12 protein-coding genes and 1 tRNA gene are annotated in these 14,998 nt (G+C 33.0%); 10 read left to right on the forward strand and 3 right to left on the reverse strand.

Features of this window, described 5'->3' with window-relative positions:
• Positions 1–23: 23 nt before the first annotated feature.
• The 7 genes from CELLY_RS10250 (at position 24) to nagB (ending at position 6,918) form a co-directional block, all read left to right on the forward strand.
• On the forward strand, positions 24–716 hold the full coding sequence (locus tag CELLY_RS10250; RefSeq protein ID WP_013621606.1) for a MotA/TolQ/ExbB proton channel family protein: 693 nt from the start codon (positions 24–26) through the stop codon (positions 714–716).
• A gap of 11 nt (positions 717–727) precedes the next feature.
• Complete coding sequence (locus tag CELLY_RS10255; protein WP_013621607.1) at positions 728–1,114, forward strand: ExbD/TolR family protein; 387 nt, start codon at positions 728–730, stop codon at positions 1,112–1,114.
• On the forward strand, positions 1,114–2,025 hold the full coding sequence (locus tag CELLY_RS10260) for an energy transducer TonB (RefSeq protein ID WP_013621608.1): 912 nt from the start codon (positions 1,114–1,116) through the stop codon (positions 2,023–2,025). The genes CELLY_RS10255 and CELLY_RS10260 overlap by 1 nt, the downstream gene beginning before the upstream one ends.
• Positions 2,026–2,079: 54 nt before the next feature.
• Complete coding sequence (locus tag CELLY_RS10265) at positions 2,080–3,291, forward strand: bifunctional folylpolyglutamate synthase/dihydrofolate synthase (protein WP_013621609.1); 1,212 nt, start codon at positions 2,080–2,082, stop codon at positions 3,289–3,291.
• An 89-nt stretch (positions 3,292–3,380) separates the two neighbouring features.
• A tRNA-Val gene (locus tag CELLY_RS10270) sits at positions 3,381–3,455 on the forward strand.
• Between the two features lie 282 nt (positions 3,456–3,737).
• Entirely contained in the window at positions 3,738–4,598 is an 861-nt protein-coding gene (locus tag CELLY_RS10275; protein ID WP_013621610.1) for an outer membrane beta-barrel protein, read from the forward strand.
• A 391-nt stretch (positions 4,599–4,989) separates the two neighbouring features.
• Positions 4,990–6,918: a glucosamine-6-phosphate deaminase gene (nagB, locus tag CELLY_RS10280; RefSeq protein ID WP_013621611.1), complete on the forward strand. Its 1,929-nt coding sequence runs from the start codon at positions 4,990–4,992 to the stop codon at positions 6,916–6,918.
• A 60-nt stretch (positions 6,919–6,978) separates the two neighbouring features.
• Here the strand turns inward: nagB and CELLY_RS10285 are convergent, their stop codons facing one another.
• A complete protein-coding gene (locus CELLY_RS10285; protein WP_013621612.1) occupies positions 6,979–7,821 on the reverse strand; it encodes a universal stress protein in 843 nt (280 codons plus the stop codon).
• Positions 7,822–7,913: 92 nt separating this feature from the next.
• Positions 7,914–8,600, reverse strand: a complete 687-nt coding sequence (locus tag CELLY_RS10290) for a Crp/Fnr family transcriptional regulator (RefSeq protein WP_013621613.1) — start codon at positions 8,598–8,600, stop codon at positions 7,914–7,916.
• A gap of 117 nt (positions 8,601–8,717) precedes the next feature.
• On the opposite strand from CELLY_RS10290, the gene CELLY_RS10295 reads away from it, so the two are divergent.
• Positions 8,718–11,093 (forward strand): heavy metal translocating P-type ATPase, encoded by a 2,376-nt coding sequence (locus tag CELLY_RS10295; protein WP_013621614.1) that lies wholly within the window; start codon positions 8,718–8,720, stop codon positions 11,091–11,093.
• 58 nt (positions 11,094–11,151) lie between these two features.
• On the opposite strand, the gene CELLY_RS10300 is transcribed toward CELLY_RS10295, so the two are convergent.
• Positions 11,152–12,411 (reverse strand): alginate export family protein, encoded by a 1,260-nt coding sequence (locus CELLY_RS10300; RefSeq protein WP_013621615.1) that lies wholly within the window; start codon positions 12,409–12,411, stop codon positions 11,152–11,154.
• A 182-nt stretch (positions 12,412–12,593) separates the two neighbouring features.
• On the opposite strand from CELLY_RS10300, the gene ccoS reads away from it, so the two are divergent.
• The gene (gene ccoS / locus CELLY_RS10305; RefSeq protein WP_013621616.1) at positions 12,594–12,794 is read left to right on the forward strand and encodes a cbb3-type cytochrome oxidase assembly protein CcoS; all 201 of its coding nucleotides are present in this window, start codon (positions 12,594–12,596) and stop codon (positions 12,792–12,794) included.
• 3 nt (positions 12,795–12,797) lie between these two features.
• On the forward strand, positions 12,798–14,996 hold the full coding sequence (gene ccoN, locus CELLY_RS10310; protein ID WP_013621617.1) for a cytochrome-c oxidase, cbb3-type subunit I: 2,199 nt from the start codon (positions 12,798–12,800) through the stop codon (positions 14,994–14,996).
• The last annotated feature ends 2 nt before the right edge of the window (positions 14,997–14,998 follow it).

A 14,998-nucleotide genomic window follows, 5' to 3' on the forward strand; every position in this document is an offset into this window, starting at 1 on the left:
GCAACTTAAATACTGGAAAATATATGTTATTGTTTCAAGATGCTGCTAATGAGGTAGTAATGGGAGAAAGTGTATCCGAAGAAAAAACACTATCAGTAATAGATTTAATTGTAAATGGTGGTGCAGGAAGCATTATTATTATAGCAATTTTAGGAATTCTTTTATTTGTTGCTCTATATATTTATTTTGAAAGAATCTTTGCAATAAAGGCTGCTTCTAAAATTGATAAAAATTTTATGAATCAGATTAAAGATCACGTAACAAATGGCAAGCTAGAGGCTGCTCGTATGTTATGTGCGCAAACAGATTCTCCGGTAGCTAGACTAACAGAAAAAGGTGTTTCTAGAATAGGAAAGCCTTTAGATGATATTAATACAGCCATAGAAAATGCGGGCACCTTAGAAGTTTACAAATTAGAAAAAAATGTAAGCGTTTTGGCAACTGTTGCTGGTGCAGCTCCAATGATTGGTTTCTTAGGAACCGTAATTGGTATGATTTTGGCATTTCATGAAATGGCATCTGCAGGCGGACAAGCAGAAATGGGGTCTTTAGCTTCAGGTATTTATACAGCAATGACAACCACAGTGGCTGGTTTAGTTGTAGGTATTATTGCATATATTGGGTACAACCACCTTGTAAACAGAACAGGTAAAGTTGTGCACGCTATGGAGGCTAATGCAGTAGACTTTTTAGATTTATTAAACGAACCACTTTAAAATTCCTTTAGATGAAATTAAAAGGAAGAAATAAAGTAAGTCCAGACTTTAGTATGTCGTCTATGACGGACATCGTGTTTTTATTGTTGGTGTTTTTTATGCTAACTTCAAATGCACCAAATGCACTAGATCTGTTGCTCCCTAAGGCAAGAGGGAAGTCAACCAACACACAAAATGTATCTGTAAGTATTAATAAAAACTTAGAGTATTTTGTGAATAATGAAAAAATAAACGGGAAGTATATAGAAATTGAATTAAAGAAAGCACTAGAAGGTCAAGAAAAACCAACAATTATTTTAAGGGCAGAAGAAACAGTGCCTGTAAAAGAAGCAGTAAACGTTATGGATATTGCTAATAAAAATAATTATAAGGTAATCTTAGCTGTGCGAGCCAAATAATGTCGTTCTTAGATACCAAACACAAGAAAAAATCTTTTACGCTTACAACGTTGTTGCTAAGCGTACTCTTGTTGTTGCTTTTTTATGTTGGATTAACTTATATGGATCCTCCAGAAGAAAAGGGTATTGCCGTAAATTTTGGTCAGATGGACTTTGGAAAGGGGAATGTACAGCCAAAGGAGAAAATAAAATCTGAGCCAATTAAAACAACTAAAGAAGTTGTTGAGGAACAACAAGAAGAAGTTAAGCCAGTTGCAGAGCCTCAAGTACAACAGGAGTCTGCACAAGAAAAGGCTGCAGAAAAATTGGTTACTCAAGATAATGAAGAATCAATTTTAATAAAACAAAAGCAAGAAGCTAAACGCAAGGCAGATGCTGCAGCAAAAAAAGCAAAAGCAGAAGCAGAGCGTAAAGAGCAGCAACGTGTTGCTGCAGAAAAAGCTGAGGCAGAACGCAAACGTAAAGCAGAACAAGCCAAAAGGGATAAAGTAGATAATCTTTTTGGTGGTTTAGCAAAGTCTGACGGTAAAGCTACAGGAGGAGAAGGAGACGATAATAAAGCTGGTGATAAAGGTAATCCACAAGGTAACCCTTATGCAACTAGCTATTATGGTGCTCCAGGGTCAGGAAATGGTGGTTCTGGTTATGGTCTTTCTGGAAGAAAATTACTTGCTAAAGGTAAGGTAAAACAAGACTGTAATGAAGAAGGTAGGGTAGTTGTTAAAATAGTAGTAGACCGTAATGGTAAGGTGCTATCTGCAACACCAGGTGTAAAAGGTACTACAAACAATCATCCTTGTTTACTAAAGCCTGCAGAGGCAACTGCACGTTTACATAAGTGGAACTTAGATGCTAATGCACCAAGCAGACAAATAGGATTTGTTGTTGTAAACTTTAAATTAGGAGAGTAATTATCTAAAATTACTTTAATTTTACTCCTTATTTACTCAATTTAATAAACTTTAATGACATATAGCCAAACGTTAGATTGGATGTTTGCTCAACTTCCAATATACCAAAACAAAGGAAAATCTGCGTTTAATGGTAAGTTAGATAATATAAAGCTATTTTCTAAAGCTTTAGGATCTCCAGAACAACAGTTTAAAAGTATACACGTAGCTGGTACTAATGGTAAGGGCTCTAGTAGTCATATGTTAGCGTCTATTTTGCAAGAGGCTGGCTACAAAGTTGGTTTGTATACTTCTCCGCATTTAAAAGATTTTAGAGAGCGCATAAGAATTAATGGCAGTAAAATTCCAGAGAATGCTGTTATTAGTTTTGTAAAAGATAATATGTCTTTTTTTAAAGATCATAAATTGTCTTTTTTTGAAATGACAGTAGCTATGGCATTTAAATATTTTGCCAATGAAGAGGTAGATATAGCAATAATAGAAGTTGGTTTGGGTGGAAGATTAGATTCTACTAACATCATAACACCAGAAATATCTTTAATTACAAATATTGGATTAGATCATACAGATTTGTTGGGTGATACTCTAGAGAAAATAGCAGCAGAAAAAGCGGGTATTATTAAGGAAGGTGTTTCTGTTGTTGTTAGTGAGTACCAAACAGATACTGCTCCAATATTTAATACAATGGCTGCTTTAAAAAATGCGCCTATAATTTTTGCAGATTCTATTTCTGTAAAAACTTATAAAACATCTTTACTTGGTAATTATCAACAAAAAAATATAAAAGGAGTAGTTGCGGTTTTGCAACAATTAAAAGAATTTGTAATTAATGATAAAGCAATAGAAAAAGGCTTATTACGTGTTGTAGAAAATACCGGATTAATGGGTAGGTGGCAACAATTACAAGACCAACCTAAAGTAATTTGTGACACGGCACATAATAAAGAAGGTCTAAGTTTAACTATAGAACAACTAAATCAGCAAACTTATAAGTCGCTTTTTATTGTGTTAGGAGTTGTTAAGGATAAGAATTTAGATGCTATTTTGCCTCTTTTTCCTAAAAATGCAAAATATTTTTTCTGCTGTCCAAAAATAGAAAGAGGGTTAAATGCAGCTGAGTTAAAAGCTAAGGCAAGTAGCTTTTTATTACAGGGAGATGCTTATTCATCTGTAAAAGAAGCACTTAAAAAAGCAAAATCTTTAGCCAAAAAAGAAGATTTAATTTACGTTGGCGGCAGTACTTTTGTTGTTGCAGAAATAGTTTAATTTTTTTTCATTTTTTATTTGCGGGAAACGAAAAACAGTTATATATTTGCACTCGCAATACGGAAAACAAATTTCTAAATTGTGAATGAGGGCTCTTAGCTCAGTTGGTTCAGAGCACCTGCCTTACAAGCAGGGGGTCACTGGTTCGAATCCAGTAGGGCCCACAGTAACAAAAGCTTCCGATTTTATCGGAAGCTTTTTTATTTTGTATCGTTTTGTAAGTAAACTTCTTGTTATACAATCTTATACTGAAACTACAATATATCTTAATAAATTTAGGTATAATTAAGCTTGTTAGTAGTTGTGTTTATTATTATTCTGTAATTTAAATAATAAATTATCATTTATGCAATATTAGTGTTAAACGTCAGAAATTACATCAATTCACGTGTTCTTAATTTTCCTTTTTTCTACCTTTACGTTATATTAACTTAAAACTAAATATTTTGAAACAAAGAGTAATATTATTAGTCGGTATTTTAATTAGTACTATGTCTTATGCTCAATTTGAAATTTCGGCAGGTACTGGATATGCAATTGGAAGCGCTGAGATGAAATTAGGAACAGAAACAACAACAACAAGTGTAGAGAATACTTATGGTAGTTATGGAGAGGGTGTAAACTTTCAACTAAGAGGAACTTATTTTTTTAATGAAAAAGTTGGTTTAGATGTTGGTGTTGGTTACTTAAATGGTGTAGACCATACAATAAATAAAACAACTGTACCTGGAGTAGATGTAGATGCAATTGCAAGAGGTAGAGCTTATGGTGCTACTGTTGCTGTAGCTTACAAATTTACAGATAACTTTTATGGTCGTGCAGGTGCATTATTAAAAATTGCAGGTAAAACAGAAGCTGTAGTTTTTAGTAGTACATTATTGTCTGAGGCAGAGAGAGAACCATATAATCTTCCAGAAGGTTCTTATTCAGAAACTAACTATACAGAAGATTTTCACGGTAAGTTTCCATTAGGCTTTGTTGGTGCTTTAGGATATAAATTCCCTATAGATAACAACTTTAGTATTTATGTAGAAGCCGAGTATTACGGTATTAGCTTAAAACGTAAAGATTCTGAATTACAAGAATTCAATACAAATCTTTTTACTCCAGACGGTAATATGGTTGCAGAAAGTGTTTATACTCTAGACAACTTACCTGCAGGTTACAATAAGAAAACTAACTATGTAGATGAGTTACCAAACGATAATACTGACCCATCTAAAAAATTATCTCAAAAAGTGCCTTATTCTTCTTTTGGAATTAATGTAGGTGTAACATACAAGTTTAAAAAGGCTGCTAAACAATAAGTAGTACTTTTTGCACATTACTAAAAGCTCCTAAAATGTATTTCGCATTTTAGGAGCTTTTTTTGTGTTTAATAAATATAAACTTACGTTTTATGTAAATGTATTACGTAGTGTCTTAATTTATTGTTAATTCTTTATTAGTATGTTAAATATACTTTGCTTCTAGCATAGTTAATTATACCTTAGTTGGCTTATTGTTTTCAGAACATTATTTAGGTTCTACTAAGTAATAGGCCTCAATTTGTTTTACTAGCAATAAAAATTATGGTCTTTTACTAGATGTTTTTTAACCTATACTGTACCAAACATGGTGTTAGTCTAAAAACTATCAAATTATACAAAAAGACTTTTAATCTTTGATTTAATTAACCCCAAAATAAATTGTGAGAACATGTTGAAAAGTAAGATTGATAAGGCCACAGGTTTTGAAAAAAGATTTGAAAACATAAATACCGTTGTTTTTAAAAACTCAACAACAGCATCTAAGGCAGTAGCCCAAGAAATAGCCCAGCTTATTAAGGAAAAGCAAAAAGATAACAAACCTTGTGTTTTAGGTTTAGCTACAGGGTCTACACCAAAGGGATTGTATGCAGAATTGGTTAGGCTACATAAAGAAGAAGGCTTAAGTTTTAAAAATGTAGTTACATTTAATTTAGATGAGTACTACCCAATGGAGCCCGACTCTATACACAGCTACGTTAGGTTTATGAAAGAGTTACTTTTAGACCAAGTAGATATTTTACCAGAAAACTATCATATTCCAGATGGTACATTAGCAAAAGCTAACATATCTAAATATTGTAATGATTATGAATCTAAAATTGAAGCAGCTGGCGGTTTAGATTTACAAATTTTGGGTATTGGAGGTAACGGACACATTGGATTTAACGAATCTGGTTCATTACAAAACTCTAAAACAAGACTGGTAGCCTTAGATCATATAACCAGAGTAGCGGCTAGTAAAGATTTTGGAGGTTTAAGTAATACACCAAGAACAGCAATTACATTAGGAGTTAAAAAAATAATGGAAGCCAAAAGAGTAATTCTTATGGCTTGGGGAGAGGGTAAATCTAACATAATAGCACAATCTGTAGAAGGAGAGGTTACCAATAAAGTACCAGCATCATTTTTACAAGAACATAATAATGCAGTATTTGTATTAGATAAAGAATCAGCATCAAAATTAAAAAGAATTAATACTCCTTGGCTAGTAGAAAAAGTAGTGTGGACAGACAAGCTTATACGTAAAGCAGTATTGGGCTTAGCATTGCGCTTAAACAAGCCTGTTTTAATGCTTACCGATGCCGATTATATAGAAAACGGGATGAGTGATTTATTGGCAGATTCTGGTCCGGCTTACGACATTAATATAAAAATATTTAATAAGCTACAAAGTACAATTACAGGTTGGCCAGGGGGTAAGCCTAATGCAGATGATAGTAACAGGCCAGAGCGTGCTACCCCAGAAAAAAAACGAGTATTAATTTTTAGTCCGCACCCAGATGATGATATTATTAGTATGGGAGGTACTTTTAAACGATTGGTAGAACAAGGCCATGATGTACATGTTGCTTACCAAACCTCTGGTAATATTGCTGTTGCAGATGATGAGGCTTTGCGTTTTGCTAGTTTTGTTTGTGATTATAATGAGAAGTTTGGTATTGATGACGATACAGCAAAGAGTATTTTTGCAAAAGCAGCCAAGTTTTTAGCCAATAAAAAAGCTAGTGAAGTAGATATTGAAGAAGTACGTTATATAAAAGGGTTGATAAGAAAAGGAGAAGCAAGGTCTACAAGTCATTTTGTAGGTTTAAATGATGATCAAATTCATTTTATGAATCTTCCATTTTATGAAACAGGAGCAATAGAGAAAAATCCTGTAGGAGAAGAAGATATAGAGTTAACGGTAGATTTAATAGCACAAATAAAACCACATCAAATTTACGCAGCAGGAGACTTGGCAGATCCTCACGGCACACACAAGGTGTGTTTAGATGCTATTTTTGAAGCAGTTAAAAGGTTAAAAGCAGAACCTTTTATGAGCACTTGTTGGGTTTGGTTGTACAGAGGAGCTTGGCAAGAGTGGGGGATAGATGAAATTGAAATGGCAGTACCAATGGGACCAGACCAGGTATTAGAAAAGAGACGTGGTATTTTTAAGCACCAATCTCAAAAAGACGGAGTAGTTTTTCAGGGTTCAGATAGCCGTGAGTTTTGGCAAAGAGCAGAAGACCGTAATAAAGAAACGGCAGATATTTATGACCAACTAGGTATGGCACGTTATGCTGCTATGGAAGCATTTGTAAGGTGGCGTTTTTAAAATATAAAAACTATAAAAAAAAGCGAAAGATATTTCTTTCGCTTTTTTTATAGCTAATGGTTAGCTAGGTAAAACCAATAACGGAATTTTTGTGTGGTAATCTGCATTTTCTAGCACAGGCTCTTGTATTAATTCCTCCAAATAACTACGGTTATTATATACTAATGCCAATGTATCTATTGTGTGGTCTTTTATAAAACTACTTATAATTTCAGATTTGTTTGCGTAAAACGGTAGTAAATGCAGTTTTAAAGGGATACTAGCCAAGCAGTTTTGTATTATTTTTAAGTTAGATTTTTGAAAATCATCTAATACAGTATTAGTTTTTAAATGAAGAATATGTACTGTACAGTTACACATTTTTGTTATAAATAATAAAGCTTGTAATGCTTCAGGGCTTAAACTTCTTTTAAGGTCAGTGGCTAAAACTAATTGTTTTGGTATGCCAAAGTTATAATGGTTTGGAATAGCTAAAACTGGGCAATCTTTAATTGCATTTATAATATGCATTGTATTTGCGCCAATAAAAACACGTTTAAAATTTGTAATTCCTTTAGTACCAGATATCACAAAGTTTATATGCTCGTTTTTAATGATATCTATAACCTCATGGGTTAGCAAATCAAAAGAGGATATAGTTTTGTAATTGTGTAATGGGTTACTGTGTTTTTGCTTTATGTATTCTATTGTTTTTTTTAAACCGTTTTTAGAAGCTGTTTCTGTATTCTTTTCTAAAACTAAAGTTTTAGAGTTTTCTGCCATAAACCTGCTATGTGGTATAGCCGGCACATAGGTGTTTAATAAGTAAAAAGTACAATTTTCTTTTTTAAAAAGCTCTAGAGCATAAGAAATTGCATTGTTTGCATTTTCAGAAAAATCTGTTGGTAAAAGTATATTTTTCATCAGACTGTATTAAATATCCAATGTAAAAATAAAAGTAGTAGCAACCGTAAACTATGATATTTGTCAGTTTTAAAACAGAAGCTTTTATAAACCTATAAGCCGCTTACTACATTTTGTAATTTAACTAAGTCTTTTATACGAACTTGTTTTCCTGAAGTCTCAATCATACCTTTCTTTTTAAACTCAGATATAATTCTAATGGTAGATTCTGTTGCCGTACCTACAACATTACTCATATCTTCTCTGCTTAAACTTAATTTTAAAAAACCATTTTCATCTTCACCAAACTCATTTTTTAAATAGATAAAGGCTTCTGCAATACGTTGTTTTACTGTTTTTTGAGACATATTTACAATAACATCATCTGCCTCTCTTAAATCATTGGCCATATGGCGCAATACCTCAACAGCAAAATTAGGATTGGTGTTTAAAGTATGTAAAATACTTTCTTTAGGAATAAAACAAAGATCTACATCTTTAATAGCTACAGCGCTTAAGTTAGCAGATTCTTCTGCAATTACAGAACGTTGCCCTAAAATCTCTCCTTTAGTAGCAAGTTTTATTATTTGGTCTTTTCCGTTGGAGCTAAGTTTAGATAGTTTAGACACGCCATCTCTAACACAAAATACACCGTCTAGACGCTCTCCTTCTTCAAAAATTGCATCACCTTTTTTATAAGTTTTAGAAACTTTGGTGTCAGATACTTTTTTTAACTCGTCTTTGCTCATAGCTCGTAACGAATTAAACTGACGAATAATACAATTTTCACACCTACTCATAACATTGTTTTTGCTCACAATACAAATTTACGGTTAATGTTAAAATCAAAACCTGACATTTGTCATATTTTAAAATAGCACTTTAACAGACCTTTGTTTTGGTCTAAAATGTTAAAGATGATAAAAGAAAAATGTTTTCATTGTGGAGATGATTGTGACACAATACCTATTGTATTTAAAGGTAAGCATTTTTGTTGCAATGGATGTAAAACAGTCTTCGAAATTTTTGAGTCTAACGACTTAACTTATTACTATGACTTACAATCTGCTGCTGGTACAACACCAAATGAAGTAGCGGATAAGTATAACTTTTTAGATGATCCTATAATTTTAAATAAGCTTATAGAGTTTAATGAAAAAAAACATCAAATAGTAAATCTTTACATACCTCATATACATTGTAGTTCTTGTATTTGGGTTTTAGAAAACTTAAATAAATTGCAACAATCCATAAGTTCTTCTCAGGTAGATTTTCCAAAAAAAATGGTGCGTATTGCCTATAACCCAGAAGATTTAAGTTTAAAGCAGTTGGTTATTTTATTGGCTAAAATTGGGTATGAGCCATACATTTCTTTAGATGATTATGACAAAGGTAAAAAAAACGTAGACCGTAGTCTTATTTATAAATTAGGGGTTGCAGGTTTTGCTTTTGGTAACGTTATGTTTTTGTCTTTTCCGGAGTATTTTGAGGTGCAAGAGTTTTGGTTAGATCAATACAAAAATGTATTTAGGTGGTTAATGTTTGCTTTTTCATTGCCTGTAGTTTTTTATTCTGCACAAGACTATTTAATATCTGCTTACAAAAGTATTTCTTCTAAAATTTTAAATATAGATGTGCCTATTGCATTAGGTGTTTTGGTGCTTTTTGTACGTAGTACATTAGAAATTATTTTTGATTGGGGAACTGGTTTTTTTGATAGTTTAACAGGGTTGATATTTTTTCTGCTGCTAGGTAAATTTTTTCAACAAAAAACATATTCCTTTTTATCTTTTGAGCGCGATTATAAGTCGTACTTTCCAATAGCAGTAACCAGAATTGCAACCGGAGGAAAAGAAGAAACTGTGCAGGTTTATGATATTAAGCAAGGAGACCGACTTTTAATTAGAAATGAAGAATTAATACCAGTAGATGGTATTGTATTAAAAGGTAATGCACGTATAGATTATAGTTTTGTTACAGGAGAGTCTGAGGCTGTTGTAAAAGAAAGCGGAGATAAAATTTTGGCAGGTGGTAAGCAGTTGCAAGGAGCAATAGAAATGGAAGCTTTAAAAACGGTATCACAAAGTTACTTAACACAATTATGGGGAAATTCTGTTTTTTCTATAGATAAAACAAGCAAGTTCCAAACCATTACAGATAAAATTAGTCAGCGTTTTACAATTGCAGTTTTAAGTATTGCTTTTATGGCTACATTTATTTGGATGTTTATTGATAGTAGTAAGGCTATAAATGTTTTTACTGCGGTTTTAATAATTGCTTGCCCTTGTGCAATAGCATTAGCAGCACCATTTACATTGGGTAATATGTTGCGCATTTTTGGGCGTAAAAAATTCTATTTAAAAAACACACAAACTATAGAGCAGTTAGCACAGTTAACTACAGCTATTTTTGATAAAACAGGAACCTTAACAACAGCTCAAAAAAGCACAGCTAGTTATGAGGGTATGGCGTTAAGCGCAGAAGAAGAATCGTTATTAAAAAATACATTAAGAGCCTCTAACCACCCTTTAAGTAGAACCCTTTATAATTTATTAGCAGCGCAAGATATTTTAACCTTAGATGATTATGAAGAACATTTAGGAAAAGGAATAATAGGAGTTTTAGAAGATAATAATATAAAAGTAGGGTCTGCAAATTTTGTTGGAAATAACAGTGTAACCGCACAAGAGAATACAGCTGTATACATTAGTAGTAATGATGCATACAAAGGCAAGTTTGTTTTTAGTAACCAATATAGAGAAGGTGTGTCTAAATTGTTTGAAGAAATGAAACAAACTTTAGATTTGGGTGTTTTATCTGGTGATAATGAAGGAGAAAAAGAACGTTTGCAAGCTTTGTTACCCAAATTAACTCCACTTTACTTTAACCAGAAACCAGAAGATAAATTAGACTTTGTAAAGAGTTTACAAGAGCAAGGAAAAAAAGTGCTTATGGTTGGTGATGGTTTAAATGATGCTGGTGCTTTGGCACAAAGTAATGTAGGTATTGCTATATCAGAAAATGTAAATGTATTTTCACCTGCCTGTGATGGTATTTTAGATGCATCAAAATTTAAGCAATTGTACCAGTATATAAACGCATCTAAAAGTGCAATGAAAATTATAAAATTAAGTTTTGGTTTTTCTTTATTGTATAATTTAATTGGATTGTATTTTGCTACTACAGGACAATTAATGCCTGTTATTGCAGCTATATTAATGCCTTTAAGCTCTATAAGTATTGTTTTGTTTACTACTATTGCAACGAATTTAGTGGGTAAAAAAATAGAATAAAAAAAGAGCAGTTTTACAATTTGTAAAACTGCTCTTTTTATGTGTAAAACATTAAAGTTTAATTGCCATTATAACTAAAAAAATGTGGTTTAAAAGTAATCATAGCCCAAGCCCAATTGTTGGTCATAGAGGCGTCTCCTCCTTTAATAATTTCCATAGAATCAGAAGCAAACATTTGTGAGTATCCGGCATTAAAAACTATACTTTTAGATGCTTTGTACCCAAGAGTAAGGTCTATTTCTGTACCTAAATAGCTATCTTGCTCTATACCGTTACCATTTACTATAGTAGCAGCAGAACTAAAAAAGTGAGGTGCTAAGTTGGCAGAAAACTTATTTTTACTGTAATTAATTTTAGCGTTAATATCAACTAAGCCAACAGAGTTACTGTGGTTACCAACATAAAAATAATCCATAATACCATTATACCTGTGGTTGGTTCCAAACCAAGGAGTAAAAGAATTTAAATCGCTAGTAGTTTCGTTCATATCTGTCCCAGACATATACTCGGCTCCAAGCCCTACTAAAAACTCAGAGTTTAAGCTGTAGTTTATGATTGCACTGGCATTTAAAGCAGATAAATCTGAATTTTCAATTTTACCAGTTTGCAAATAAATTGATGCATTTGCACTCCATCTATTATCATTTAAGGCACTTGTTAAACCAATGGTTTGGTTGTACGCTATTTTTTGTTCGTTATTGTCATCAAAAGCAAAACCAGTATTTAAAAATAAAAAGCTTAAACCTATTTTGTTAAACTTAGTGTTGTACCATAAATACTGAAAGTTTTTGTAGTTATTTAGGGTGTAATCTTCTTCAAAAATAGATTGTGATGTCTCGTTTAGTGCAAAACCAATATCTATTCTGTTAGTTGCATTTGGTTTAAATTTTATTCTAAGAGCATCGTGGCTTCTACCTTGTTGGTTCCAGTCTGCACGTCCAAAAATACGCTCTGTATCATAAGCAATATGTTGTCTTCCCAGTTTAAAACTCCATTTTCCTAAAAAAGCTTCTGCCCAAGCTTGTTGTAATGTTATGCCATTTGCATCTGTAGTAGATAATGTAGCAGCATCTCCCCAAACCCTTACATTTTGTGCAGCAACAAAGGCGTTAAATTCAGTTCCTTTGTAGTCAAAATTTAATCTAGTTCTTTGTGATACAAAAGAAGCAGGGTCAACGGCATCAGAATTTAAGGTGCTGTAACCGTTTCTAAACTCAAAACGTGGTTTTATTTCTGCATCTAAATTAAACTGTTGTGCATTTACTTGCTGTATTAAAAGTATTAAACCAGTAAAAAATGCATTCTTCAATAACTTCATATTAGTTCTCTTTTTGTAATGTTTTTTCAAATATACTAGCTTTTATTACATAGGCTAATTACAATCACAATCTTAACAGCTTATACCTCATAAATGTTTTTTAAAATTTCTTTAAAGTATGATATATATCATATTATAAGAAGTGCATAGCCGGTAATTTTGTCTTATAAATTCAGGTAGGTATGAGTGTAATTTATGTGTTGCTGTCTATAAGTATTATAGTGGCGTTGTTTTTCTTTTTAGCATTTATAATATCGGTAAAGAGTGGTCAATATGATGATTCTTATACACCATCTATACGTATGCTTTTTGAAGACGAATTGGTACAAAAGAGCTCTGAGACTCAAGAAAGTAAAAAAATCGAACAAACTAAGATGAATTAAATTATGGAAGTACAACAGTTTTATTACGACAATAAAATCGTAAAGAAATTTCTCTATGCTACAATATTTTGGGGTATTGTAGGAATGTCAGTGGGTCTGTTATTAGCCTTTATGTTTCTTTTTCCAAATTTAACCGATGGTATTTCATGGTTAAGTTTTGGTAGGTTAAGACCATTACATACAAACGCAGTAATTTTTGCCTTTGTGGGTAACGCTATTTTTGCGGGAGTATATTACTCTACGCAGCGTTTGTTAAAGGCACGTATGTTTAGTGATGGGTTAAGTAATTTTAACTTTTGGGGTTGGCAAGCCATAATTGTAGCCGCAGCTATTACATTGCCATTGGGTTACAGCACATCTAAAGAGTATGCAGAACTAGAGTGGCCAATAGATATAGCTATTGCAGTAGTTTGGGTAGCTTTTGGTTGGAACCTTATAGGAACAATGTTGCGTAGAAGACAAAGACATTTGTATGTAGCAATTTGGTTTTACTTAGCTACGTTTGTTACTGTAGCTGTACTGCATATATTTAATAGTTTAGAGCTGCCAGTAAGTGCACTAAAAAGTTACTCTGTTTATGCAGGTGTACAAGATGCATTGGTGCAGTGGTGGTATGGACATAATGCGGTAGCATTTTTCTTAACAACACCATTTTTAGGGTTAATGTATTATTTTGTACCTAAGGCAGCAAACAGACCTGTGTATTCTTACAGGTTATCTATAGTACACTTTTGGTCTTTAATATTTATTTATATCTGGGCAGGTCCTCACCACTTGTTGTATTCTGCTTTACCAGATTGGGCACAAAATTTAGGTGTAGCATTCTCTATTATGTTACTTGCTCCGTCTTGGGGAGGTATGATAAACGGACTTTTGACCTTGCGTGGTGCTTGGGATAAAGTACGTACAGATCCTACGCTTAAATTTATGGTAGTAGCCATTACAGGTTATGGTATGGCAACTTTTGAAGGTCCTATGTTATCATTAAAAAATGTAAATGCAATTGCGCATTTTAGTGACTGGATTATTGCTCACGTACACGTTGGAGCCTTAGCCTGGAACGGGTTTTTAACTTTTGGTATGATCTACTGGTTGGTGCCAAAAATGTTTAAAGCAAGGTTACACTCTACTGGTTTAGCAAATGCCCACTTCTGGATTGGTACCTTGGGTATTATTCTTTACGCATTGCCAATGTATGTAGCAGGGTTTACACAAGCCTTAATGTGGGAAGATTTTAATCCAGATGGAACTTTAGTTTATGGTAACTTTTTAGAAACCGTAAAAGAAATTATACCAATGTATTGGATGCGTGCAATAGGTGGTAGTATGTACATATTAGGTGCATTTATTATGCTGTATAATGTGTTTAAAACAGTACGTTCTGGCCAAAAAGTAGAAGATGAATTGGCAGAAGCTGCACCCCTTACAAGAGTATCTAAAAAAAGAACAAAAGGAGAAACATACCACTCTTGGTTAGAGCGTAAGCCTGTGCAATTAACCATATTGGCAACAGTAGCTATTTTAATTGGTGGTATAGTGCAAATTATACCTACAATACTAGTAAAATCTAACATACCAACAATAACAAGTGTAAAACCGTATACACCTTTAGAGTTAGAGGGTAGAGATTTATATATAAGAGAAGGTTGTGTTGGTTGCCACTCGCAAATGGTACGTCCGTTTAGAGGAGAGGTAGAGCGTTACGGTGAGTATGCTAAAGCAGGAGAGTTTGTTTATGATCATCCATTTTTATGGGGAAGTAAGCGTACTGGTCCAGATTTATTAAGAGTTGGTGGTAAATATTCAGACAATTGGCACTTAAACCATATGTACGATCCGCAAAGTACCTCATCTGGTTCTATAATGCCAGCCTACCAATGGCTTATACGTAATGAACATGATAGGAGCAATGTAAAAAGCAAAATGGAGGCTATGGTTTCTTTAGGTGTGCCTTATACAAAAGAAGATATTGCTAACGCAGAAAAATCTATGGAGGAGCAAGCTACTAAAATAGAAAAGAACCTATATACAGACCCAGATTTTGCAAAGAGCTACGAGGCAGATAAAAAGTTTGCTAAAGATAACGGAAAGCCTTTTGTAGAAATGAAAGACAGGGAAATTGTATCTCTAATAGCTTATTTACAGCGTTTAGGTACAGATATTAAAATAAAGAATACAGAAGAAACAACTGCTAAAAAATAATA

It is taken from the genome of Cellulophaga lytica DSM 7489 (assembly GCF_000190595.1).
Taxonomy (GTDB): domain Bacteria; phylum Bacteroidota; class Bacteroidia; order Flavobacteriales; family Flavobacteriaceae; genus Cellulophaga; species Cellulophaga lytica.